The sequence below is a fragment of the Acinetobacter sp. LipI_19 genome (assembly GCF_058242925.1).
The window spans coordinates 173,070-196,363 of the sequence record NZ_JBZAYK010000001.1 but is presented as its reverse complement, the minus strand read 5'-3'; the positions used below and the strand labels follow the sequence as shown (position 1 = coordinate 196,363).

The window sequence follows — 23,294 nt, the reverse complement described above, 5'->3', positions numbered from 1 at the left end:
AACGGTAAACACTTTTATAAGTCCTATTTTCAGGTAGAATAATGCTTTACAAACCCTTTTCGCGCTCGAGTTAAACCTCCCTATGTTTCGGAAGTTATTAGATTTTCCATCAAATGGCATTGCAGATTTATTACACCGACTTGATTCATTATTCGGTTGTATCTATTTAAAAAACTCAGGTGAAGACATTATTGCTTTTTCACCTGAACAATATTGCATTTCAATCCAGCAACAACTTTTTAGCTATTCAAGAAATCATTTTACACATTATCAAAAAGACAAAACCAATCCTTCTTTGAATCACTTTTTTAATTTCACAACTCAATCTGCCCCAAAAACACAGCATACTTTTCAGGGGGGATATATGGGTTTTATTGATTACAACTATGCCAGTCGGCAACACATTGACGCTAATACAAAATCTCAACCCAATTTTTATGTGGGGATTTATAAAACCTTTATTAAACAAGAAAAAGGGCAATTATTTTTTTATAGTTTAGAAGCTTGCGCAGAAGCATTTTTTAAATTTATACAACAGTTATTAGCAACACAATCCTTAAATAATCAAAAATTTAAACTTTTATCAAAATGTAGTGCGACTTGGACAAAATCACAATATGATCAAGCATTTGCACAAATTCAAAAATATATTAAAGCTGGTGATTGTTATCAGATTAATTTAACTCAAGAATTCATAGGAAAAGCAAACGGTTCACTGTTAGATACAGCCGAAAATTTTTGGAAACTCACTGATGCCCCTTATTCAGGTTATTTAAAAATTGATGATTTTGAGTTACTCAGTTGTTCACCTGAGTTATTTATTGATTTCGAGACTGATCGTAAAATCACCACCAAACCCATTAAAGGGACAATGCCTCGTTATGACGATCCAATTTTAGATGAGCAGTCAAAAAACACCTTGATTCACTCTGAAAAAGATCAGGCTGAAAATGTCATGATTGTGGACTTATTACGCAATGATTTAAGTGTATATGCTGAAACAGGTTCAGTAAAAACCCCAAAACTGTTTAATATTGAATCTTTTAAGCAGGTACATCATATGGTAAGTGAAGTCACTGCGACCTTAAAATCGGATGTAAATCCATTTGAGGTTTTATTCACCGCACTACCAGGCGGTTCAATTACCGGCGCACCCAAAATTCGCGCGATGCAAATTATTGAAGAACTCGAAAGTGCACCAAGAGGTGCTTATTGCGGCTCACTGGGGTATTTTAATTTTGATGGAACTGGTTCTTGGAATATTTTGATTCGTTCAATTCAAAAATATCAAGATGAAGTTTCATTGTGGGCAGGTGGTGGGATCACCATTGCTTCAGATTGTAATGCAGAATATCAAGAATGTTTTGATAAAGTTTCTGCCATGCTAGATTTACTCAACACATGGCATCAACCTCAAAATGAATCCTAGACTAAAATGTCATGCTTTAGCGTATCAACAAGGCGTTGATTTTGTTCATCTGTACCAATAGTGATACGTAAGAATTGATCAATCCGTGGCTTATTAAAATATCGAACAATAATGCCATGTTCACGTAATGCTTTTGCCAATTCACCAGCATCTTTTGAGGGTAAACAAGCAAAAATAAAGTTGGCTGAGGATGGTAATACTTTAAATCCTAGCAACTCTAGATCTGCAACAAGTTTGTCACGACTTACAATCACTTTTTGACATTGTGCTGCAAAGTATTCTTGATCTTCAAATGATGCGACAGCTGCTGCAATTGCAAAACGATCAATTGGATAGGAGTTAAAGCTATTTTTTACAGCTTCCAATGCGGCGATCAAATGTGGCTGTGCAATTGCAAAGCCAACTCGTAAACCAGCTAAAGAGCGAGATTTTGAAGTGGTTTGACAAACGACTAAGTTTTCGTATTTTTCCACCAGATTCACGGCTGACTCAGCACCAAAATCTACATACGCTTCATCAATCACAACTACAGAATCTGGATTGGCTTGCAAGACTTGTTCAATTGCAGATATCTCTAATGCAATACTGGTTGGTGCATTGGGATTGGTAATGATAATCCCACCATTCGGCTGTTTATAATCAGCCACATCAATTTCAAAATTCTCATTTAAAGGCAAGATTTTAGTTTGGGTTGAAATTCCAAAAAACTGACTATAAACAGGATAAAAGCTATAGGTAATATCTGGGTATAGAATTGGCTTTTCTTGAACAAAAAATGCTTTAAAAATATGTGCTAAAACTTCATCCGAACCATTACCAACAAAGACATTTTTTACTGCTACATGCTGTTGCTTAGCAATCGCTTGTTTGAGTGCTGATGCATCTGGATCTGGATATAGGCGCAATACATCTGCTGAATCTATAAGTACAGACTGAACTGCTGCAACCACTTTTGGCGATGGTGGATATGGGTTTTCATTGGTATTCAGTTTTAATAAGTTTTGGATTTTAGGCTGCTCACCTGGGACATACGGTTCTAACTCACGTACTTCAGGACTCCAAAAACGCATTTGCTCAGGGCTAATATTTGGCATTTTTATCTCGTATTTTTTCTCACATGACTTACTTTATATAAGCGCTCTCACTCTAGGAGAGGGTTTGGGCATTTCAATAGAATCCCCAAACGTAAGTCAGTTAAATTTTTACGCCCTCATCCTCACCTTATCCCTAAGGGAGAAGGATTTGTACGGATACTGGGCCATTGGTAAATTATTGATAACGATATCTAGCTGATCGGGCATGCGCATCTAAATTTTCTTGTTGAGCAAGAATATCTGCGGCCTTAGCAAGCGATTTAACTCCTTGCTCAGAACACATGATCAAACTTGAACGTTTTTGAAAATCATAAACACCTAAAGGTGATGAAAAACGTGCTGTACCAGAAGTAGGTAGGACATGGTTAGGTCCCGCACAATAATCACCAATCGCTTCTGGTGTATAGCGCCCCATAAAGATTGCACCTGCATGGCGAATACTTTCTGACATCTGCTCAGCATCATCTAAGCACAATTCCAAATGCTCAGGCGCAACTTGATTAATCAAATCAATGGCTTCTTGGCGATCTTTAACCAAGACCAAAGCACCTCGATTTGCAATCGAAGTTCGTGCAATTTCAGCTTTGGGTAATGTAGCCAAATGTTCTTCAATGGCTTGCTCGACATCATTTAACAGCTGTTCATCAGGCGTAATAAAAATCGCTTGCGCAACCGTATCATGTTCAGCTTGTGACAAAACATCCATCGCCAACCATTTAGCGTCATTATGACCTTCTGCATAAACCAAAATTTCAGAAGGTCCTGCAATCATGTCAATACCAACTTGACCAAAAACAGCACGTTTTGCGGCAGCAACGAAACGGTTACCCGGTCCTGTAATTTTATCTACCGCAGGAATCGTTTCTGTTCCATAAGCAAGTGCGGCAACTGCTTGCGCACCGCCAATCGTAAACACACGACTTACACCCGCTAAATAAGCAGCCGCCAATACCAAAGGATTTAAATCACCATTTGGCGCAGGCACCACCATAATAATTTCTGCTACCCCAGCCACGTGCGCGGGTAGAGCATTCATCAGCACAGAGGATGGATAAGAAGCCAAACCACCTGGAACGTAAATACCCACACGGTCTAAAGGGGTAACTTTTTGACCAAGGGTATTTCCTAATTCATCCACATAGGACCAACCGTCTTGTTTTTGAGCCTGATGGAATGAGCGAACACGATTGGCCGCCATTTCCAAAGCTTCACGTACTTCTGAAGTTAAACCTTCAAATGCAACTTTAAGTTGCTCTTGTGTCAGTTCTAAATCTGAAAATTGATGCGCTGGATGTCGATCGAACTGTTGAGTGAGTTTAAGTACATGTGCATCCCCATGTAGGCGCACATCTGCAATAATTTGGTCTACTGTTTTTAAAAGCTCAGGATCACTCACTGTTTCAAAAGCTAACAAGTCAGCAAAGACTTGTTTAAAGTTCTGCTCTTGAGTCGATAAACGTCGCATCAATTTACCCACAAGGTTGTTTAAGAAAGATTTAGTTTACCTTGTTTTAAGTATCTTGTGGGCAACATCACCGCAACATTTCAATTTACTTTCAGAGGAAAGTTTGATTGCAAATGACTTTTGATATAGCAAATTTTTATTTAGGTACTCACATCAGGATAATCCCAGTCACTATCAGTCTGAATCAGCCAGTTCAAGGCGCCATGCCGTTCCACAACAACAGATGAATTTAAATTTTCAGGTGCATCCTGTTGCTTTAAACGCGCATTTACACATGCCCAATCATAACGATAAATTAAATCAGCCTGATCTAAGATTTCTTCAATATCTCGTAATTGGACTTTTTCCATAAATGCAGCAAATGTATCGCATGATGAAACGGCTTGAATTGCAAAATCACAATCAACGATATCTACCGGATAACTCAAATCATCCACAATACCCAAAGCCCATAACAGCACCCAATATGCTTCATATTTCCACACCATATTGATGACATCTTGTGCGGAAGCATCACGATTTAAAATTGCCTGTTCTTTTTCTGTTAAAGCATCAAAAACTTGCATTTTTTTTAAAACATCAAATATAAATATCTTTGTTTCATCATCATATTGATCATTATTCAGGTCACATGCGACCTGAATCACCCATAAACAAGCAATCGCGCGTTTTGCAATTTGTTCTGCACTGCGTGCTTGAACATCTTCTGCAGATTCAATCACAGGTAACCAGTCAATATAAGGAATTGAATAATTTTTAAGTTTTAAAATAGACTGTTCTTTGCGTTGTTGAGGTGTTTTCATAAGCTCTTTTTTGATTCATGCATGGTTATTTTTTAACATAAATTACATAAAAAACCGCCTAAAATTAGACGGCATCTTTATTGAACAAACATGAATGGATTAATTGTTTTTTTGACGCTCTTCTACTGCTTTTTCAAGCTGAGTAAGAATTGGATTTAATAAAGTTTGCTTACGCTTAAAGCTCGCTTTATTCACAATTAAACGTGAAGAGACTTTACAAATTTCTTCCAAAGGCTCTAGACCATTGGCACGCAAAGTGTTCCCAGTATCCACCACATCAACAATATAATCGCCCAAACCAACCAATGGGGCTAATTCCATTGAGCCGTAAAGTTTAATCACATCAACTTGCTCACCTAAGCTTGCATAATATTGACGAGTTAAATTTACATACTTAGTGGCAATTTTTAAACGCCCGTTAGGACGAACCATGCCTACTTTACCAGCTGTCATTAATTTACAGTTGGCAATCTTTAAATCCAATGGTTCATAGACATTTTGAGCGCCATGTTCCATCAACACATCTTTGCCCGCTACACCTATGTCCGCTGCACCATTTTCCACATAAGTTGGTACATCAGAAGCACGCAAGATTAAAATACGAACGGATTTATGTGTGGTTGGAAAAATCAACTTACGAGATTTATCAGGATCTTCCAATAAGTTAATTCCAGCAGTTTCAAGTAAAGGCAACGTTTCTTTTAAAATACGCCCTTTACTCAATGCCAAAGTTAAACCATGATCAAAATTGCCCATTACGTCAAAGTTTGGATCATCGTTTCTCATATCGCTCATTAACTTACTCGCTCACTCGCTTAATTTGGGCACCTAGACCTTGTAACTTTGCTTCGATATCTTCATAACCACGATCAATATGATAAATACGATCGATGATGGTTTCCCCTTCAGCAGCTAAAGCAGCCAAAACTAAAGAAAACGAAGCACGTAGGTCAGTTGCCATAACAGGCGCAGCAGATAGTTTTTCCACACCTGTTACAACAGCATCATTACCTTCAACCTGAATATTTGCGCCCATACGAGCTAACTCAGGTACATGCATAAAACGATTTTCAAAAATCGTTTCAGAAATTGTTGCAAAACCACGTCCAATGGCATTTACCGCCATGATTTGTGCTTGCATATCCGTTGGGAATTCTGGATGGGGCAAGGTACGGAAGCTAACTGCTTTCGGACGTTTCCCCAGCATATCCAATTCGACCCAGTCTTCACCACGTGTGACTTCTGCACCCATTTCTTCAAATTTATCTAAAACAGATTCAAGAAGATTTGGGTCAGTATGTGTGGTTTTTACCTTACCACCCGTTATGGCTGCGGCGGCTAAATATGAGCCCGTTTCAATACGGTCAGCAACCACAGAATATTCACAACCATGTAGACTTTCCACACCAGTTACTACTAATGTATCTGTATCTAAACCCTCAATTTTTGCACCCATTTTAATGAGCATAAGTGCAAGGTCTGTGATTTCAGGTTCACGGGCTGCATTGCGGATGGTAGTAACACCATCTGCCAATACTGCTGCAGTTAAAATATTTTCAGTCCCACCTACAGTCACCATATCAAAGATGACTTCGCCACCTTTTAAACGGCCATCCACTTTGGCATGTACATAGCCTGCTTCGACCTCAATTTGTGCACCCAAAGCCTCTAAAGCCTTTAAATGCTGATCAACAGGGCGTGAGCCAATCGCACATCCACCAGGAAGTGAAACTTTTGCACTACCATAGCGCGCCAAGAGTGGACCAAGCACCAAAATAGATGCACGCATGGTTTTAACCAGTTCATAGGGAGCAAATTGATTATCCAGTGTAGATGTATCTGCGACAACCGTGTCCCCCTCATAACTCATGGTGATGCCTAAACCACCAATCAACTTGACTAAAGTACGAACGTCTTTAAGATCTGGAACATTTTTTAATGTAATCGGGGTATCTGCAAGAATCATTGCAGCCAATAAAGGTAAAGCCGCATTTTTTGCACCAGAAATACGAACTTCACCTTCGAGTTTTACACCACCTTGAATGACAAATTTATCCATTGACGCTTAAGCTCCAAACATACTGGCTTTGCGCCATTCTTCTTTAGTCATTGCACGAATAGTTACCGCATGTACCTCACCACTGGCAATATAAGAGTTAAGTGGCGCATAAACAGCTTGTTGACGAGGAACTGGACGTTTCCCTTCAAACTGATTGTCGACAATACGGAGGTCAAATTTACCTGCTTGTCCACTGACAGCAACTTCAGCATCAGGAAAAGCTGCTTTTAAGATTTCAGTGAGCTGTTCACTATTCATTGCATCGACCTCTTATAGGACTGACAGTGTAAAAACTGGCTATTTTACTATAACTCACCGAAATAATTCATTAACTCGTACAAAAAATATAGATAAAAAAAAGAGGTCTTTGCAACCTCTTTTTAAAAATATCAATTTTACGTCGCTAAAATCTCTACAGGTTGATAATCCAACTGCATTTTACGATGCTTGTGTAATTGCCTTTTTAATTTGTCAGTCAATTTTGTAATCGCATTATACATATCATCTGCTGTGGCTTGAGCAAAAAGCTCTATACCTGGCAAACGAACAATTGCCTCTGCAATATGATTTGCACTGCCTTTTTTTGATCTTTTATCCAATTGATGATCTTTACTGAGTTTGACCTGCATACTGTTCACCTGATCAATATGCTTGGTCATTTGGGTAAATCGATCTCGAATGTTTTCTTCTATTGCGGGTGTAATACTTAAATGATGTCCACGGATTGTAATTTGCATAGCTTTATCCCTCTCCTTATATAGGAATATGAAAGTCATAACCCAAACGATCTCATGACAGCCTTCGCTAAGGAAAACTTTGCTCTATATCATGCAATCATTTAAGTTACTCCAAAAGACAAAAAGCGATTCATTATTTCGTCATAATGAACAATTAGAATAGCCACACTTTAAAATTTAGATCAACACTTTTCGGTCAGATGAAGACGGAATATGTAACGATTCACGATATTTTGCGACTGTCCTTCTTGCCACATCAATTCCCTCTTCTTTTAATAAATTGGCAATTGTATTGTCTGACAATGGCTTACGTGGGTTTTCATCGGCAACAAGTTTTTTGATTTTTGCTCGAATGGCAGTCGACGATGCCTCTCCCCCAGTAGTTGTTCCCACATGGCTAGAAAAGAAATATTTCAGCTCAAATAAGCCACGTGGTGTCAACAAAAACTTATTTGTGGTGACACGAGAAACCGTGGACTCATGTAATTCAACTTCTTCTGCAACATCGCGCAATACCAAGGGTTTCATTCCTTCAGCGCCGATTTCCAAAAACTCACGTTGATGTTGCACAATGCAACTTGCAACTTTTAATAAAGTTTTGTGACGCTCATCGACACTTTTGATAAAGTTTTTAGCTTCAAGCATTTGATTGCGTAAATATTGATTATCATCACTTTGATCAGCACGTTTAATCATGCCTGAATAAAATGAGTTAATTCGAAGTTTTGGTAAAATATCAGGGTTAAGTTGGACATACCAATGGTCATTTTTCTTAGACACAACCACATCTGGAATTTGATAATCTGATTCTTTTTGGTCGAATTCAGCACCCGGATAAGGTTTAAGTGTTTTCAATAAATCAATTGCTGATTTTAATAACTCAGCATTTAAACCCGTTTGCTTAATCAATTTATTTAAGTCATTACTCACCAAAAGCTCATAATGTTTCAACAACATCAGCGCTTCTTTCCTAAACAATGTAGTTGTAGGTAAAGCCTCAATTTGTACAAAAAGACATTCTGCAAGACTACGAGCACCAATACCAAGAGGTTCTAAGCGTTGGATATGTTTTAAAACCACCAAAACCTCATCCTCTTCAACGTCAATGTCATAATCCATTTGTTGTAGTAGATGTTGTACAGAGCTCACTATTTCTTCAATATCGGCAGCCAAAAATCCTTTTTCATCTAGAGCATCCACAATACAATATGCAATCAATTTATCGACTGGAGAAAAATGCAATAAATTAACTTGCCCTAACATATGCTCTTTTAATGATGCTTCTGAATGACGATTATCTTCACGATCTTCAAACTCAGGGCGCTCCATAGCTGTTGTTTGATGGGTATAGACATCATCCCAATCCGTATCTACAGGCAACTCATCAGGTAAGTGATTGGCATTTAAAGAATCTGAAAGTTCATACTCTTGTTGTTCTTGTTTTACATTTTCAGGGCTTTCATGTGTCTCTTCTTCAACCTTTTCAAGCAAAGGATTACTATCAAGTTGAATTTGAATTTCTTGTTCAAGCTCCAAACTCGATAATTGCAGTAATCGAATGGCTTGTTGCAGTTGTGGCGTAAGCGACAACGAATTTGCAACTTTTAATCCAACCGATAACTTCATACCCATAGTTCCCACACTGTATTATTTCATTTCATCTTATGTGAATAAGCAATGCAAAATTCATGCCTACTCATTTTTTATATCACAGGAAATAGATTAGGACTAGTAAAAAAAATGAATACGTTACATAAAAATGTTTGTTATTTATCAATTAAAGATAAATTATAATTATGTCGTTTTTTTATTCAGTTTTTTTAAAAATCATCAGTTCTAGGTGCGCTGAAATAGTCATCAATTATATAAATAGTGATTTAAAACTTATAAGCAAAAATAAATGGCTTTAGGGCTATTTATTTCAAAATATTTAAATAAAATAGTTTCCACTTTGTGAGAACAGTCACATTTCTAGTTTTTGAAATTTATTATTTTTATCCTTTACTTATTGGAATAGTGAGTATAAAAATAATGATATAAAGAAATATGATGAATCGTAGTTTCAAGGAAAAGGTTTGGCACGATAACTGCTTAATTTTAGAAACGAGCGGCTTAAACTGCCAAAAAAATCATGTAATGGAGAACTCAAAATGACACTATCTACAAAAACACTATCAAAAAAAGTTTTAACCACAGCGCTTGGTGTACTTATGGCTGGCGGTGCTTTTTCACAGGTTCAAGCAGCAGACACATTAGCAAAGATCAAGCAATCAGGAAAAGTGATTATTGGATATCGTGAGTCATCTGATCCAATTTCCTATGTTATTGGTGGTAAACCAATGGGATATGCAGTCGATATTTGTAATAACTTTGCCAATGAGCTGAAAAAAACGCTCAAAATGCCAAATCTTAAAGTTGAATATAAAGCTGTCACTTCTTCTACGCGTATTCCGGAAATGTTAGCAGGTAACATTGATATGGAGTGTGGTACAACGACAAACTCTATTCAACGCCAACAACAAGTAAGCTTCTCTACAAACTATTATGCAACAGAAGTACGCATGGCAGTTAAAGCGAGTGCACCAATTAAAACGATTGCAGATTTAAATGGTAAAGCGGTAGTTACCACACAAGGTACAACATCTGACAAATATATCAAAATGGGTGAGAAAGGCGAAAAAGTTAACGTAAACAATGTTTATGGTAAAGATCACTCAGACTCATTTGCAATGGTGGCTTCTGGGCGTGCTGCTGCATTTGTGATGGATGATAATATTCTTGCAGGGTTAATCGCAAAATCATCAAATCCAAAAGATTTTAAAATTGTAGGTCCAGTACTTTCTTCAGAACCATACGGCATTATGTTACCTAAAGGCGATGCAGCATATAAAGCAATTGCTGATAAAACTGTAACGACGATGTGGAAAAATGGTCAAATGGCGGCGCTATATAAAAAATGGTTCCAATCACCAATTGCACCTAAAAATGTCAATTTAAATATGCCAATGAGCTCATCATATTTAAAACTTAAAGCGAATCCTACGGATGCTGGTATTAACTAAAAACGTAGTTTAAAACAACGGTTTATAGATCAGATTATATTTAAAGTCTGGTCTATAAATTTTTATAAAATTAAAAATACAAGGAGCACACATGTCCGTAGGCTCACTTAACTGGACAGCTTATTGTCTCCCCTCGAATGAATATAGTCTTGATAAAGCTGCATGGGCTGAATCTGTCTGTAAAGCAATTGGTGGTGAAAGTTATTCCCCGGTTGCAGATGCACCAACATGGTTACAACTCCTAGGTTCAGGTGTTTGGACAATGGTGTGGACCGCGATTGCTGCATTTTTCATTGCATTTCTTCTTGGTTCTCTGATCGGGATTTTACGCACATTACCCAATAAACCGCTTTCATTTATTGGTACCTGCTATGTCGAACTTTTCCGAAATATTCCCTTGATCGTACAACTGTTTTTCTGGGCATTCGTATTCCCGCAATTACTCCCACTCAGCTTAAGTACGGGTAGTGGTGAGATGGTTCATGGTGGATGGTGGCAAAATATTCTCAATGACAATCCCGCAGTGGTTGGGGTATTTGCACTCGGTCTGTATACCGCTGCACGTATTGCTGAACAAGTACGCTCTGGCATTAATACGGTTTCAAATGGACAAAAAAATGCAGCTTTTGCAATTGGTTTAAATCAAAGCCAAAGTTATCGCTATGTCATTCTCCCTGTCGCTTATCGTATTGTTTGGCCAACGCTCACTTCTGAAGCAATGAATATTTTCAAAAACTCTGCGGTGCTTTATGCGCTCAGTGTTTTGAACTTCTTTGCTTATACTAAAACCATGCGTGAAGAAACATCTCAAGATATTGTTATTCTTATTCTTTCGACACCAGTTTACTTAGTCATTACCTATACCATTAAATTGATCATGGCTTGGGTTGAAAAACGTATGGCTGTTCCTGGCCTAGGCTCGGGGGGTAAATAGTCATGGATTTTAGTATTTTACAAAATCAAGATGTCATTCAAACGCTACTCGCAGGGTTTAAATTTACAGTTACTGTGACGATTTTATCCATTATTGGTGGAATTCTGATTGGCACACCTTTGGCCATGATGCGTTTATCTAACAATAAAGTCGCTAGTAATTTTGCTAAAGTTTATGTCGATTTCTTCCGTGGTGTGCCACTGATTCAAGTCATCTTCATTTTTTATTTTTTATTGCCAAAGATTTTTGAATTTCAGTCGGATACTTATTATGGCCCACTGTTTTCAAGTGTGGTGACCTTTGCAATTTTTGAAGCCGCATTCTTTTCAGAAATCGTCCGGTCAGGCATTCAGTCTGTCTCTAAAGGTCAAGTCAATGCAGGCTATGCACTTGGTTTCACTTATGGACAAACCATGTCTAATGTGGTGTTACCGCAGGCTTTCAGAAACATGCTCCCTGTAATTCTGACTCAATCTATCGTACTTTTCCAAGACGTATCATTAGTTTACGTGATTAGTGCGCCAGACTTCTTGGGTAATGCCAATACCTTAGCAAATACCTACGGTGCTGAAACCAAAGCAACTTTCTACCTGATTGTAGCCGTTGTTTACTTCTGTATCTCCTTTGCGCTTTCACGACTTGTGAAGCGTTTACATCAAAAAATAGCAATAATTCGATAATTGGAGAATCAATATGCCAATGATAGAAATACAACATATCTCAAAATGGTATGGAGATTTTCAAGTTCTTACAGATTGCACTACTTCAATTGAAAAGGGTGAAGTTGTGGTGGTGTGTGGGCCTTCAGGTTCGGGTAAATCTACCCTGATTAAAACTGTGAATGCATTAGAACCATTCCAAGAAGGTAATATTGTCGTTGATGGAACTGCGTTAAAAGACTCAAAAACTGATCTGGCTAAATTCCGTTCTCGTGTGGGAATGGTCTTCCAACATTTTGAATTATTCCCTCATATGACTGTTTTGGATAATTTAACCATTGGACAACTTAAGGTATTAAATCGTTCTAAAGCAGAGGCTGAGAAAAAAGCGTTGCAATATTTAGATCGCGTTGGTTTGGCAGCCCACAAAAACAAGTTCCCAGGACAACTGTCTGGTGGTCAGCAACAACGTGTTGCAATTGCTCGCGGTCTGTGTATGGATCCTGTGTGCATGTTATTTGATGAACCTACTTCTGCATTAGACCCTGAAATGGTGGGTGAAGTGCTTGAAGTAATGAGTCAATTGGCAAAAGAAGGCATGACCATGATGTGTGTAACTCATGAGATGGGCTTTGCCCGTAAAGTCTCAAGCCGGGTTATTTTCATGGATCAAGGTAAGATTTTGGAAGACTGTGCAACAGATGACTTTTTTAATAAGCCTGATGAGCGTCACGAAAGAACCAAATTCTTCTTAGACAAGATTTCTATGGTGCACTAATCAGCAATATGCATTAAACATAAAAACCCCAATTTTTAATTGGGGTTTTTATTTAATACCTACAAACAATACCAGTACTTAAGGTTTCGCCGCATTTTGGCTAAAGTTTGGAGATCGTGGTCCATATAACAGACCTTTTTGCTGATTTATACTCGGTGAATATAGTTGCGAACTTACAGTATTGGATAAAGTATAGGCTTTGTCTGACAGATGATTAGATATTTGATCAACTAAAGCACCCACCAATGCGCCAATCAAACCAGCATTACTATTATCATTGGCTTGCTGAAGTCTCTGCTCACCTTGCCAAAGTAATGTGCCAGTTTGCAAATCTATAAGTTTGGCTTCTACTGCAACTGCTGCTACAGATTGAATCACCTGATATTTAGAACCATACTCTTTAACTTTAATATATAACGCAGCATCAGCACCGAAAATTTCTTTTAACTTTTGAGGTGGGATTGCTTGAGCATCAAATCCATTGGTCACCCCATTCTCTTTAAACATTATATCAACAACCGAAATTGGAAATACATAATAACCAGCCTCAGCCACAGGCAATGTTACTGTTGACCAGTATCCATAGGTTGCACGGGTATCAGGAGACTCATTGATTGGAGGAAGTACCAAAATCGACTTAGGGATATGCTCACGATATGCTGCTAAATCACGATTTTGTTTAGGTGACACCGCACAACCTGTAAAAAGCATCATCAGTAAACCAAGGATGAATAATTGTTTCATATTTTTCATTTGGAATTTACCTCAGTCGATTGAGTGGTCATTTTCTTCAATAAACGATCCATCAATACAGTTGACTCAGGATAAATTTGGCGCTCTAACTCAAAATACTGAATTGCACGTGGGCCATTTTGAATATTAAGATTTAACAGCCCCAGATGTGCATATAAACCTGGCGGCACTGCAGCATTTTTTGCTTTTGCTTTCTCAACATCTTTTTCGAGCGCTAAAATTTGTTGCTGAGGCGAAGTTTTTTCAGGAACCGCCAGCATTAAATAAGTCTGCTGTGGATATCCGCCCCAACTATATAAAGAGTGTGTTCCAGATGCACACCCAACTAAAGTTAACGTAGAAAAAAAACTTAAGAATAATAAAACCCGTTTCATTTATTCAAACCTATTGTACGGACCACTTGTTTGTTTGAATATCTGTGACAAGGTGATTAACCGCTTCGCGTACAGCCAGATCTAGAACCTTACCATTTAAAGTTGAGTCATAAGATGCTGTAGAACCAAAACCTAAAATTTCACGTTCACTGAGCGCGTATTCACCTGCACCCTGCACAGAATGGACAACTTCTGCTGTATTTACATCAACAACATTAATATTGACTTTTGCATAGGCAATTTGAGTTTTACCACGCCCTAATAGCCCAAACAATTGATGGTCGCCCACTTCTTTGCGCCCAAATTCAGACACATCCCCAGTAAGCACATAACGTGCGCCCTTAATTGATTGAGATGCTTTACCAAAACCAGCCTCTTGTTGCAGTTCAGATAAGTTGTCTCGATTTAAGACTGAAAAATAACCTGTTTGTTGCAAGTGTGTTTCTAAAATCGTTTTTGCTTGACCGCCTAAACGATCTACATTATCAGAGAAAATTCCACGCATATAACTTGAGCGGTTATCAAACTTACCAATCGAAACTGCTGTTTTCACACCTGAATATTTAACTGCTGAAGTCGCTACAGCCACTTGGGGTGCTTGGATGGTTTTAGAACTTTCAGTGGTAGAACAAGCTGTAAGTACTAAGCCATTTAAGGCAGCAATCAATAATATTTTTTTCAAAATTACATCTCTCTAAGGTTTGAACCATTATAATGAATAAATATATAATAAAAAATAAACATACCATTAATTAATTTTTAACAAATAGAATTTACTGATAAAATGCATAACTATTTTTGTTAGTAAAAACAATCATTTCATACCAAAAATTAGCTTTAAACCAAGTAATGTCATAACACCACCCGCGATTCGATCGAAAACTTTCTTAAACTTTAAATAAACACGACGCGGTTTTTCCGCTGAAAGCGCAACAGCAACCAGTGAATACCAGCCTGCATCGATAAAGAAGCACAAGATAGGCAAAACAAAATAAAAATACGTTGGAATTTCTTTGGGTAAAAGCGCAGTAAAAATACTGGCTAAAATAATCGCAATTTTAGGATTACTTAATTGAGTAATTAAACCTAGACGAAACGCTTGTTGATAACTCATCACCGTGGATGAGTCAGATGCTTGTGCCATTGGATCTTTAGCATGTTTAATAATTTTATAGGCCAGCCAAAGTAAATACAGACCACCACAAATTTTTAAAGCTAAATATGCAGAAGGTACAGCCAATAAAATTGCTTGTAACCCCATTACAGCTAAAAAACCAAATAAAGCTGCGCCCGTGCCAGTCCCTAAAGCGGTAAACAGACCATGTTTACGAGAAATCGCAATTGAATTTTTAGCCACATAAACAAATGTAGGACCAGGGCTAATTGCGCCTAGCATTAATGCCAATGCAATTGAACCTAAAATCAATAATGATTCCAAGAGACACCCCAACCCAAACTATTTTTAAGAATAGATATTTTACGCTACAACCGATTTTTGAAGATATAAAAATCTTTATTATTTCGCGACCATGCTTTTATTCAATGCAAATTCATTAAAGTCTCAATCATGAATTTAAATACACTTGTGTATTATTATGCACAGAACAAATAAATTATTTTAGAGCAAAAACTCAATAAAAATTTTATTTTTCAATATTTTAATTATATCAATAAAATCATCAACGTATATAAAACATCCTAAAAAATTATGAAATCGACCATTTTAATCACAAAAATTAACTTCCATTTTCATGTATTTATAGGCTATAAAAAACCATAATAAAACTATGGTTTTAAATTATCCAAAATCAATATTTATACTTAGGGGTAAAAAATGCACAACAACAAAACGAATCGTTTAGATGCAAACCAAGCACATCTATGGATCATTGGTGGTGGAATTGCAGGAATGGCAGCTGCCGCATTTGCCATACGTGATGCTAAAGTACCCGCTAAAAATATCCACATTCTCGAAGAGTTAGATGTCTCAGGTGGTTCAATGGATGGCGGTCATACACCACATGCTGCGCAAGCATGGGTTACCCGTGGTGGGCGGATGCTAACAGATGAAACATATTTATGCCTTTGGGACTTATTTTCGAGTATTCCATCCTTAGAAAATCCTGAAATTTCTGTTCGTGAAGAATGTCGTGAGTTCAATGAACAAGTCAAAACTCATGCACAAGCCCGTTTAATTGATGCGCAACATGTGATTTCAGACGCCGCTAAACTGGGTTTAAATACACGCCATCGTGCGCAGATGCTACGCTTATTGGCAGCGAAAGAAGAAAAAATTGGCAGTCGTCGTATTGATGAGTTTTTTGATGAGACCTTCTTTGAAACGAACTTTTGGCGTATGTGGCGCACTACATTTGCCTTCCAAAAATGGCACAGTGCTGCAGAACTTCGTCGCTATTTCTTACGTTTTATCCAAGAGTTACCACGCATTCATACCCTAGCTGGAGTAAAAAGAACTAAATACAACCAATATGATTCAATGATTTTGCCGCTACAACGTTGGTTGATTGCACAAGGCGTAGACGTTCGTTTTAGCAATTATGTGACAGATGCAGACTTTCAAACCGATGAAGCAACCCTAGAGCGTCGTGCAACACGCTTGTATGTCAACCTTCCTGAAGGTACAGAGCAAATTGACCTTCAAGAGAATGATCTAGCCATATTTACTTTAGGTTCAATTACAGCAGATTCTCGTTATGCAGGGAATGATGATGTTCCAGCGCTTATTCGTGATCGACTTGATCATGGTTGGACGCTATGGGAAACCCTTGCGAAAAAAGCACCTGACTTTGGTCGACCAATGACCTTTTATGGCAACATTGATGAACATAAATGGGAGTCTTTTACCCTCACCATGAAAGATGATGTTCTGTTAAATCGCATCATTGATTACACAGGCAACCAGCCAGGTACTGGGGCACTGATGACTTGGTTTGAATCGGGCTGGCATTTATCAATTGTAGTACCTGCTCAACCTCATTTTGCAAATTTGCCAAAAGGCACATTTACCCTCTGGGGTTATGGTTTTCAAATTGATCAAACTGGTGACTACATCAAAAAACCAATGTCACAAGCAACAGGTAATGAAATACTTACTGAACTAATTCTACAACTCGGTTTTGATGACATTCTTGAGCATGTTCTAGCAAATACCATTGTAACAACTGCAATGATGCCTTATGCATCGGCGTTATTTGCCTGTCGTAAGCCTGGTGACCGCCCACAGGTTATTCCACAAGGTGCAAAAAACTTCGCATTCTTGGGCCAATTTGTTGAAATTGAAGATGATGTGGTTTTTACTGTTGAATATTCTGTTCGTGGTGCCATGATTGCAATTTATGAGTTCTTTGGCGTAGAACGTAAAATTCCTGAGATCTATAATGGATTACTTGATCCTAAAGTCGGATTAAAAGCTTTAGAAACTGTTTTTCATTAATTCATTTAAAATCAACTGAGTTAAATAGAATTAAAACCAAACGAGTGCATCCTCTTTTGATGCACTCGTTTTTATATTTTGAATACAAATCAAGGTTGTGAATCCACTGAACGAGCACTGAGACGATAATCTTTTTCATACACAGGCATACCTGCAATATGGATTGAACGAACTTCAGTTTTTGTTGGTGTAGGTGGTTTCTTTTCACACCCAACCAAAAATACTGCAAGTATTACACTCACACTGATGGCTAGCTTTTTCATAGCATCTCCTCCATTTTTTGTTTTATTTATAGTTCGAGCATAACAGTTCTGATTAAAAATACAGCTATTTTTTATTTCAAAAGGTGTCTATCTATAGAAAGTAGCTATACATCACAAGAATGTATCATTAAAACAGCTTGATCTTCACCATTTTTATTTTTGTAACGGTAGTGAAAGCCACCATTTCCATCAAACTCCATGTCACTAAAATATTGAAAAGCATCTACACTTACAGACTCAATTTTAGGGTGTTGCTCTGGCTGAAGTTGAATTTTGTTTAAAATTTTCGCGGTAAATGCTTTTTGGAAAATAATCATAGGCGCATCTTTTAATTCAAATCGAGCGATACATCCGGTGTTTTCATCCACAGCAACAACGTTGTCTAAAGCCTGAACAATCCCCACCTTCGAAATGAAAAGACTATGATGAACATTAAAAGTATAGCCATAGCTTAAATGCAAGAAATCCTCGGTTTGGTTTTCGACATTTAAACCACGCTCCCAATCCATGACCAAGGGCAATCTATAATCATCACCTTCATAGAGTACAAAATCACAATGATAATTTGCATCTTCATCGCATGTTTGCTGAATGACTGAAAATTGTCCTATCTTCGCCACTGTGCGATGAATCTGCTCAGCATAACTACTGCTTGTATAAGCCATCATGCTAGATAATATCGGAAATATTGTATTGATTATTTTTTTTGGCATCAGACTTCTAATCAAGTTTTACTCAATACCAAATATACAGCCTCACTGGTAAATGTACCATCTTGCTGAATCTGATAATACTGTTGTACTTGATCAGCGGCTTTGGACTGTAAATAGCGAATGGTATTGATCCCCTCTACGGGTGTTTGCATACGCTCTACCCAACTTTGAAAATTTAACTGTAAACTTTGCTTTTCAATGGTTTCTACCTTAAAGCTCGCTTGTTCAACGATTGTTACCCATTCCGCCAAACTATAATTTCGAACATGGCTTGGATCACGAATGGTTTCAATAGTCTGAATAAAGGTATCTAAAATAGGGTTAGAATTACCAATAATATCAAACAAGATTACTTTACCATCAGCGCATAATACACGATAAATTTCATGAATCGCTTGAGTGATACTTTGCCAATGATGCGCAGAATAACGACTGATCACACAATCAAAATGCTCAACAGGAAAGTCCAATTGTTCTGCCGCACCAACCTGCCCTATGACATGATTGAATCCCTTGTTTTGAGATTGCGCAGTCACAAGATTGACCATTTCAGGCGTAATATCATAAGCAATCACTTGCTCAGTCAATGCTGCAATCTGATAAGTCACATGCCCACCGCCACAGCCAAGATCCAAAACTCGCTTTAATTGATGCTGTTGGATTAAATTTTGCATTTTTTCAAACTCAATGCCTTGTGCATGTACTTGGCTATTTAAGTATGCTTCTGATTTATTTTGATATTGTGACTGATTAACTTGCTGTTGAGTGGTCATTATCGTGTCCTTCTTGTTGAATAAAACTACAATAGACAACTCAATTTAAAAATAAAAATAATGAATTTTAATAAAATTAATAACTTTATTTTATTGTTAGCTCATGATCACCCGATAATCAGACTGACACGGGTTTTGAATGATGACATCCTGTACCCCCATCTCGTTTCCGATCTTGATATTATAGTTAAATGAAAAATCACCATTATCCTCAAAATTCGCCGTTGTAGGATAGTTCAGTTTTTTAAATTGCGGCACTTTGTTATTGAGCACTAAACGTACCCGAAAATCAGGAATACTATAAAATACCAATGAATTTGGCATATTTTTTAAATTCGATTCAAAAGTTGTAAAACAACTTTGCTGCGCATTCATCGCAAGAAAACTGCCATAATCTTTTTGTTGGTTTTTATCGTTAATCACAGTGAGATTATACTCACTTCCTGTTACCCCCAACAAAAAACCCATTAAATTTGGATTAAATTGATAAACATTTGCGGTTTTACTCCATTTTTCCATTAATACCTGCTTCTTTCCTTTCGCATCATAGAGCACATAGTCACAACTAGAACCATACTGAGTACACGACTCTTTTTGAATTTTCAGTTTTCCTGCACGCCCCAATACTTCGTATTCAGAATCAACTTCGACAGCAGTATCAGCTTGCGCAAAAGCAGAACAGCTACTCAAAAAAGGCAGAGCAAATAAACAACTCTTTATTATTTTCAACATAAATAACGTTCCCGATATCTCAACATTTTTTAATATAGATGCAAGTTCAATTCTTGCTCAAAAAATACAATTTTAACTTTTTACACACGGCGAACTTTTCGATTTAAAGTCCTTACCCCAAGTACGATATCCTTGAGTATCAATATGATAGCGATTATTACCATAAACGCCTAAACCCATTTTATAACTTTTGCCTTCCACTTGCCAAAAATGACACATTTTTTTAAGTAATACTTCGCGATCTTTTTTAATCGTTTCTTTGGGAGATAGCACATGAAAATCAACTGCATAATTACTTAAATGCTTACTTTTTTCAGCCCCACCTATGCATTTATTTAATTCAGGGGCACGATAGATCGCTGAAATCGTATATGTTTTAAAATAGTCATTTCGATTTAATTTTTCTACCAATTGTAAACTACTCACCACATTTTTCCAAAAGGCTTTAGGTGGAATGGCAAAACGTTTTGAGTAACACTGTTCTGGCATATAGTTTCGGCTGGTTGTCAGCTCCATCAGACTAGGCGGGTGTTTTAAATACTGCGACATAAACTGATAATAATCTGCCAATAATTGGGGGTCTTGTTGCGCCTTCCAAAGCTTGAATTGTTGTTCAATCTGTTGATCTGATGATTTTCTTGAAGATGTGGCCTGATCTGCTTTTTTCTCAGATGGCGTACAGGCATTGAAAACTAATACACCGATGCAGCAGATCGAAATAACAATATTTTTAAAAATTTTCACAATTTCAGCACACTTATTGTTTTATTTTAAAGGGTAAATATTTAGAAATCTAAACCTATTTATACGATTTATTAATCATTGCCATAAGTCATTCTAACCAATCTCATTCACTTTAAAGCTGCTATTTACAAAAATCCACAGAGTTAGTAATTTACAACGGACAAAAATGTCCGTTAAATATCATAATAAAATTTAATGCAATTTTCCCTATGCGTATACGTCAAAAACAAGCGGCACAAAATCGCGAAGATTTGCTCAATGCTGCACTGAAAATATTCCGTAAACAAGGGATTCGTGCGCCATTACAGCTTGTGATTGATGAAGCTGGTGTTGGACGAGCAACCTTTTATCGAAATTTTCAAGATCGCCGTGAGTTGGTCATCGCCTTAATGGAACAAGCATTAACTCGTCTAGACGAACGTGCAAAAAGCTTTTCAGAATATCCTGATGGTTTGATTCGGTTAATTCGCAACCATGTCGAGAATCTGCCTTATCTCACCGCATTGATGGAATATTGGCGCGTGATTGATCGTAATGACCCAAGTATGGTGGATATTTACCAACGGCGTGATGCAATTCTTCAACCGCTGATTGATCAAGCCATTAACCATCATATTTGCCGACCAGATCTCACCCCAAAAGATTATGCGCTGATTACGGGTATTCTAAGAGCTTCCTTTCAAGGATTAACCGATGAAGAGCAAGTTCAACTGGCCGCACGGGCAGTCGACTTACTAATTGATGGCATCAAGGCGTAATTGAGGCAGTTATGGATAAATCGCCACGTTTACTTGAACCCGCTCCAGATTGGACACCTGAAGAGCGTCCAACCTTACCAGGTTCACCTGCGGCTATCGCTCATCCAACACATAAAAAACTGATTTATTTTTTTATTGGTCTGTTTGTTGCCATTTCAGGCAGTTTAAGTAATGGTTTTATTACCGCAAATTTACCACTTATTCAGGGTGAATACTCGCTAACGCCTTCAGAAGCCGCATGGATTCCCGCAGCTTATGTGATGGCAAATATTAGTTCCAACATGATTCTGTTTAAAGCTCGACAACAATATGGATTACGGCTTTTTTCTGAAATTGGTTTAGTGCTTTTTATTTGTGTATTGCTGCTGCATATCTTTGTGCATACCTTTGAAATGGCATTATTTGTCCGTGTGATCAGTGGTTTAGTTGCTGCCCCTCTTAGTTCTTTAGGCATGTATTACATCATGCAGGCCTTTAAACGAGAAAACTTTGGGCGAGGAATTTATCTCGCACTGGGCTTTCAGCAATTGGGTATTCCACTAGCATGGATCATTTCCCCATCTCTGGTCGATGTAAATGACTGGATTGTGCTCTATACCTTTGAGTTAGGTTTAGCGATATGTTGTTTGGCAATGGTGGTTTCTTTAAAACTGCCACGCAGCTTAAGAATCGAAGTCTTTGAAAAACAGGATTTTTTCACTTTTTCCTTACTTGCACCCGGTTTTGCGCTGCTATGTATCGTCTTGACCCAAGGCCCAATCCTTTGGTGGTTTGAAGTCAAATGGTTAGGTTATGCCTTAATTGCTGGATTCAGTCTTATTATTATAGGACTGACTTATGAACATTACCGTGTCAATCCACTTATCATCACTCGTTGGCTAGGCTCAGCCACCACACTTAAGTTTGTGTTTGGTGCATTGGCAATTCGTTTGCTTATGTCTGAGCAAAGTTATGCGGCTGTTAACTTTTTAAAAACTATGGGCATGGGACCTGATCAGTTCGTTACCTTGTATAGCGTAATTTTTCTTGGCATTGTGCTCGGCACGGTTTTTAGCGCCATGACCTTTAAAAGAGAACGCATCTCATGGCACTTGGTCGGTGCTGTGGTCTTGGTTCTTATTGCCTGCGCTCTAGACTATCACCTCACCAGTGATGTACGACCAGAAAATTTTTACCGCAGCCAATTTATCGTTGGCTTTGCCAGTGGTATGTTTATTGGACCATTGTTACTGACAGGGATTATTAATGCCTTACAAAAAGGCCCATCACACATGGTCACTTTTGTGGTGTTGTTCTCTGCAACACAAAGCTTTGGTGGTTTAATTGGAAATTCATTTTTTTCAACCTATCAACAATTACGCACCCAAAATTATCGGGCTGAAATTGTCAGTGACTTGTCACCAACTGATCCATTGGTGGTACAACGACTTGCAGCCTATCAGCAAGCAGCCAATAAATATACTTTAGATGTAGCACTTGAACAGAACCAAGCTTATCGCAATTTAAACCAGATTGTGACACGAGAAGCGCAAGTGCGTGCCTATAATGATGTGATTGCATTAAATGGAATTTTCGCCATTTTACTGTTGATTTGGAGTAGCTTTAATATTGCTTGGACACGCTATCAACTCAAAAAACAGCAACAGCTCCTCAATAGCAGTTAGACAGATCTCAGGCTATTTCTAGATCAGATGATCCATGATGTCACGC

25 protein-coding genes are annotated in these 23,294 nt (G+C 37.8%); 8 read left to right on the top strand and 17 right to left on the bottom strand.

The annotated features are described in order from the left end of the window. The first annotated feature begins 82 nt into the window (after window positions 1-82). Entirely contained in the window at window positions 83-1,429 is a 1,347-nt protein-coding gene (locus tag AC4CVF_RS00960) for an anthranilate synthase component I family protein (RefSeq protein WP_419330486.1), read from the top strand. On the opposite strand, the gene hisC is transcribed toward AC4CVF_RS00960, so the two are convergent. The 8 genes from hisC to AC4CVF_RS00920 form a co-directional block, all read right to left on the bottom strand. Next, window positions 1,426-2,523 (bottom strand): histidinol-phosphate transaminase, encoded by a 1,098-nt coding sequence (gene hisC, locus AC4CVF_RS00955; RefSeq protein ID WP_419328201.1) that lies wholly within the window; start codon window positions 2,521-2,523, stop codon window positions 1,426-1,428. The genes AC4CVF_RS00960 and hisC overlap by 4 nt on opposite strands. A 175-nt stretch (window positions 2,524-2,698) precedes the next feature. After that, window positions 2,699-4,000, bottom strand: coding sequence for a histidinol dehydrogenase (gene hisD / locus AC4CVF_RS00950; RefSeq protein WP_336952095.1), 1,302 nt, complete (start codon window positions 3,998-4,000; stop codon window positions 2,699-2,701). Window positions 4,001-4,128: 128 nt separating this feature from the next. After that, window positions 4,129-4,791 (bottom strand): DUF4272 domain-containing protein, encoded by a 663-nt coding sequence (locus AC4CVF_RS00945; RefSeq protein WP_336952096.1) that lies wholly within the window; start codon window positions 4,789-4,791, stop codon window positions 4,129-4,131. A gap of 99 nt (window positions 4,792-4,890) precedes the next feature. Then, the gene (hisG, locus tag AC4CVF_RS00940; RefSeq protein ID WP_490788762.1) at window positions 4,891-5,586 is read right to left on the bottom strand and encodes an ATP phosphoribosyltransferase; all 696 of its coding nucleotides are present in this window, start codon (window positions 5,584-5,586) and stop codon (window positions 4,891-4,893) included. 4 nt (window positions 5,587-5,590) lie between these two features. Then, window positions 5,591-6,850 (bottom strand): UDP-N-acetylglucosamine 1-carboxyvinyltransferase, encoded by a 1,260-nt coding sequence (gene murA, locus AC4CVF_RS00935; protein WP_490788761.1) that lies wholly within the window; start codon window positions 6,848-6,850, stop codon window positions 5,591-5,593. Between the two features lie 6 nt (window positions 6,851-6,856). Further along, window positions 6,857-7,108, bottom strand: coding sequence for a BolA family iron metabolism protein IbaG (gene ibaG, locus AC4CVF_RS00930; protein ID WP_004723729.1), 252 nt, complete (start codon window positions 7,106-7,108; stop codon window positions 6,857-6,859). Between the two features lie 137 nt (window positions 7,109-7,245). Further along, window positions 7,246-7,587, bottom strand: coding sequence for a ribosome hibernation-promoting factor, HPF/YfiA family (gene hpf / locus AC4CVF_RS00925; RefSeq protein ID WP_336952098.1), 342 nt, complete (start codon window positions 7,585-7,587; stop codon window positions 7,246-7,248). 177 nt (window positions 7,588-7,764) lie between these two features. Continuing rightward, on the bottom strand, window positions 7,765-9,213 hold the full coding sequence (locus AC4CVF_RS00920; RefSeq protein WP_419328197.1) for an RNA polymerase factor sigma-54: 1,449 nt from the start codon (window positions 9,211-9,213) through the stop codon (window positions 7,765-7,767). 524 nt (window positions 9,214-9,737) lie between these two features. Between AC4CVF_RS00920 and AC4CVF_RS00915 the strand changes: the two genes are divergently transcribed. The 4 genes from AC4CVF_RS00915 (at window position 9,738) to AC4CVF_RS00900 (ending at window position 13,020) form a co-directional block, all read left to right on the top strand. Further along, complete coding sequence (locus AC4CVF_RS00915) at window positions 9,738-10,649, top strand: amino acid ABC transporter substrate-binding protein (protein ID WP_004723734.1); 912 nt, start codon at window positions 9,738-9,740, stop codon at window positions 10,647-10,649. A gap of 91 nt (window positions 10,650-10,740) precedes the next feature. Further along, the gene (locus tag AC4CVF_RS00910; protein WP_336952101.1) at window positions 10,741-11,583 is read left to right on the top strand and encodes an amino acid ABC transporter permease; all 843 of its coding nucleotides are present in this window, start codon (window positions 10,741-10,743) and stop codon (window positions 11,581-11,583) included. A gap of 2 nt (window positions 11,584-11,585) precedes the next feature. Next, entirely contained in the window at window positions 11,586-12,263 is a 678-nt protein-coding gene (locus tag AC4CVF_RS00905) for an amino acid ABC transporter permease (RefSeq protein ID WP_336952102.1), read from the top strand. A 13-nt stretch (window positions 12,264-12,276) separates the two neighbouring features. Then, window positions 12,277-13,020 carry an amino acid ABC transporter ATP-binding protein gene (locus AC4CVF_RS00900; protein ID WP_004723740.1) on the top strand — a complete coding sequence of 248 codons (744 nt, stop codon included), beginning with the start codon at window positions 12,277-12,279 and terminating at the stop codon, window positions 13,018-13,020. Between the two features lie 78 nt (window positions 13,021-13,098). On the opposite strand, the gene AC4CVF_RS00895 is transcribed toward AC4CVF_RS00900, so the two are convergent. The 4 genes from AC4CVF_RS00895 to AC4CVF_RS00880 form a co-directional block, all read right to left on the bottom strand. Next, window positions 13,099-13,773 carry a DUF799 domain-containing protein gene (locus AC4CVF_RS00895; protein ID WP_336952103.1) on the bottom strand — a complete coding sequence of 225 codons (675 nt, stop codon included), beginning with the start codon at window positions 13,771-13,773 and terminating at the stop codon, window positions 13,099-13,101. Further along, window positions 13,770-14,147, bottom strand: coding sequence for a DUF4810 domain-containing protein (locus tag AC4CVF_RS00890; RefSeq protein WP_336952104.1), 378 nt, complete (start codon window positions 14,145-14,147; stop codon window positions 13,770-13,772). The genes AC4CVF_RS00895 and AC4CVF_RS00890 overlap by 4 nt, the downstream gene beginning before the upstream one ends. A 10-nt stretch (window positions 14,148-14,157) precedes the next feature. After that, entirely contained in the window at window positions 14,158-14,829 is a 672-nt protein-coding gene (locus AC4CVF_RS00885) for a CsgG/HfaB family protein (RefSeq protein WP_336952105.1), read from the bottom strand. A gap of 132 nt (window positions 14,830-14,961) precedes the next feature. Next, window positions 14,962-15,585 (bottom strand): LysE family translocator, encoded by a 624-nt coding sequence (locus AC4CVF_RS00880; RefSeq protein WP_336952106.1) that lies wholly within the window; start codon window positions 15,583-15,585, stop codon window positions 14,962-14,964. Window positions 15,586-15,981: 396 nt separating this feature from the next. On the opposite strand from AC4CVF_RS00880, the gene AC4CVF_RS00875 reads away from it, so the two are divergent. Next, window positions 15,982-17,601: an oleate hydratase gene (locus AC4CVF_RS00875; protein ID WP_419328194.1), complete on the top strand. Its 1,620-nt coding sequence runs from the start codon at window positions 15,982-15,984 to the stop codon at window positions 17,599-17,601. 89 nt (window positions 17,602-17,690) lie between these two features. Here AC4CVF_RS00875 and AC4CVF_RS00870 read toward each other — a convergent pair whose 3' ends face one another. The 5 genes from AC4CVF_RS00870 to AC4CVF_RS00850 form a co-directional block, all read right to left on the bottom strand. Continuing rightward, window positions 17,691-17,864, bottom strand: a complete 174-nt coding sequence (locus tag AC4CVF_RS00870) for an NF038215 family lipoprotein (protein WP_336952108.1) — start codon at window positions 17,862-17,864, stop codon at window positions 17,691-17,693. 104 nt (window positions 17,865-17,968) lie between these two features. Beyond that, window positions 17,969-18,529: a hypothetical protein gene (locus tag AC4CVF_RS00865; RefSeq protein ID WP_419328235.1), complete on the bottom strand. Its 561-nt coding sequence runs from the start codon at window positions 18,527-18,529 to the stop codon at window positions 17,969-17,971. A 59-nt stretch (window positions 18,530-18,588) separates the two neighbouring features. Beyond that, a complete protein-coding gene (locus AC4CVF_RS00860) occupies window positions 18,589-19,350 on the bottom strand; it encodes a class I SAM-dependent methyltransferase (protein ID WP_490774483.1) in 762 nt (253 codons plus the stop codon). Window positions 19,351-19,446: 96 nt separating this feature from the next. Next, the gene (locus AC4CVF_RS00855; RefSeq protein WP_336952110.1) at window positions 19,447-20,082 is read right to left on the bottom strand and encodes a hypothetical protein; all 636 of its coding nucleotides are present in this window, start codon (window positions 20,080-20,082) and stop codon (window positions 19,447-19,449) included. Between the two features lie 72 nt (window positions 20,083-20,154). After that, window positions 20,155-20,826 carry a D-Ala-D-Ala carboxypeptidase family metallohydrolase gene (locus tag AC4CVF_RS00850; RefSeq protein ID WP_419328192.1) on the bottom strand — a complete coding sequence of 224 codons (672 nt, stop codon included), beginning with the start codon at window positions 20,824-20,826 and terminating at the stop codon, window positions 20,155-20,157. A gap of 209 nt (window positions 20,827-21,035) precedes the next feature. On the opposite strand from AC4CVF_RS00850, the gene AC4CVF_RS00845 reads away from it, so the two are divergent. Then, entirely contained in the window at window positions 21,036-21,584 is a 549-nt protein-coding gene (locus AC4CVF_RS00845) for a TetR/AcrR family transcriptional regulator (RefSeq protein ID WP_419328191.1), read from the top strand. 11 nt (window positions 21,585-21,595) lie between these two features. After that, window positions 21,596-23,248 carry an MFS transporter gene (locus AC4CVF_RS00840; protein WP_483770670.1) on the top strand — a complete coding sequence of 551 codons (1,653 nt, stop codon included), beginning with the start codon at window positions 21,596-21,598 and terminating at the stop codon, window positions 23,246-23,248. The last annotated feature ends 46 nt before the right edge of the window (window positions 23,249-23,294 follow it).

What these genes read in the sequence shown, in the direction of transcription:
- AC4CVF_RS00960 (WP_419330486.1), top strand. Translation starts at nt 83, where the DNA reads ATGTTTCGGAAGTTATTAGATTTTCCATCAAATGGCATTGCAGATTTA.
- hisC (WP_419328201.1), bottom strand. Translation starts at nt 2,523, where the DNA reads ATGCCAAATATTAGCCCTGAGCAAATGCGTTTTTGGAGTCCTGAAGTA.
- AC4CVF_RS00945 (WP_336952096.1), bottom strand. Translation starts at nt 4,791, where the DNA reads ATGAAAACACCTCAACAACGCAAAGAACAGTCTATTTTAAAACTTAAA.
- hisG (WP_490788762.1), bottom strand. Translation starts at nt 5,586, where the DNA reads ATGAGCGATATGAGAAACGATGATCCAAACTTTGACGTAATGGGCAAT.
- murA (WP_490788761.1), bottom strand. Translation starts at nt 6,850, where the DNA reads ATGGATAAATTTGTCATTCAAGGTGGTGTAAAACTCGAAGGTGAAGTT.
- ibaG (WP_004723729.1), bottom strand. Translation starts at nt 7,108, where the DNA reads ATGAATAGTGAACAGCTCACTGAAATCTTAAAAGCAGCTTTTCCTGAT.
- hpf (WP_336952098.1), bottom strand. Translation starts at nt 7,587, where the DNA reads ATGCAAATTACAATCCGTGGACATCATTTAAGTATTACACCCGCAATA.
- AC4CVF_RS00920 (WP_419328197.1), bottom strand. Translation starts at nt 9,213, where the DNA reads ATGAAGTTATCGGTTGGATTAAAAGTTGCAAATTCGTTGTCGCTTACG.
- AC4CVF_RS00915 (WP_004723734.1), top strand. Translation starts at nt 9,738, where the DNA reads ATGACACTATCTACAAAAACACTATCAAAAAAAGTTTTAACCACAGCG.
- AC4CVF_RS00910 (WP_336952101.1), top strand. Translation starts at nt 10,741, where the DNA reads ATGTCCGTAGGCTCACTTAACTGGACAGCTTATTGTCTCCCCTCGAAT.
- AC4CVF_RS00905 (WP_336952102.1), top strand. Translation starts at nt 11,586, where the DNA reads ATGGATTTTAGTATTTTACAAAATCAAGATGTCATTCAAACGCTACTC.
- AC4CVF_RS00900 (WP_004723740.1), top strand. Translation starts at nt 12,277, where the DNA reads ATGCCAATGATAGAAATACAACATATCTCAAAATGGTATGGAGATTTT.
- AC4CVF_RS00895 (WP_336952103.1), bottom strand. Translation starts at nt 13,773, where the DNA reads ATGAAAAATATGAAACAATTATTCATCCTTGGTTTACTGATGATGCTT.
- AC4CVF_RS00890 (WP_336952104.1), bottom strand. Translation starts at nt 14,147, where the DNA reads ATGAAACGGGTTTTATTATTCTTAAGTTTTTTTTCTACGTTAACTTTA.
- AC4CVF_RS00875 (WP_419328194.1), top strand. Translation starts at nt 15,982, where the DNA reads ATGCACAACAACAAAACGAATCGTTTAGATGCAAACCAAGCACATCTA.
- AC4CVF_RS00870 (WP_336952108.1), bottom strand. Translation starts at nt 17,864, where the DNA reads ATGAAAAAGCTAGCCATCAGTGTGAGTGTAATACTTGCAGTATTTTTG.
- AC4CVF_RS00865 (WP_419328235.1), bottom strand. Translation starts at nt 18,529, where the DNA reads ATGGCTTATACAAGCAGTAGTTATGCTGAGCAGATTCATCGCACAGTG.
- AC4CVF_RS00860 (WP_490774483.1), bottom strand. Translation starts at nt 19,350, where the DNA reads ATGACCACTCAACAGCAAGTTAATCAGTCACAATATCAAAATAAATCA.
- AC4CVF_RS00855 (WP_336952110.1), bottom strand. Translation starts at nt 20,082, where the DNA reads ATGTTGAAAATAATAAAGAGTTGTTTATTTGCTCTGCCTTTTTTGAGT.
- AC4CVF_RS00845 (WP_419328191.1), top strand. Translation starts at nt 21,036, where the DNA reads ATGCGTATACGTCAAAAACAAGCGGCACAAAATCGCGAAGATTTGCTC.
- AC4CVF_RS00840 (WP_483770670.1), top strand. Translation starts at nt 21,596, where the DNA reads ATGGATAAATCGCCACGTTTACTTGAACCCGCTCCAGATTGGACACCT.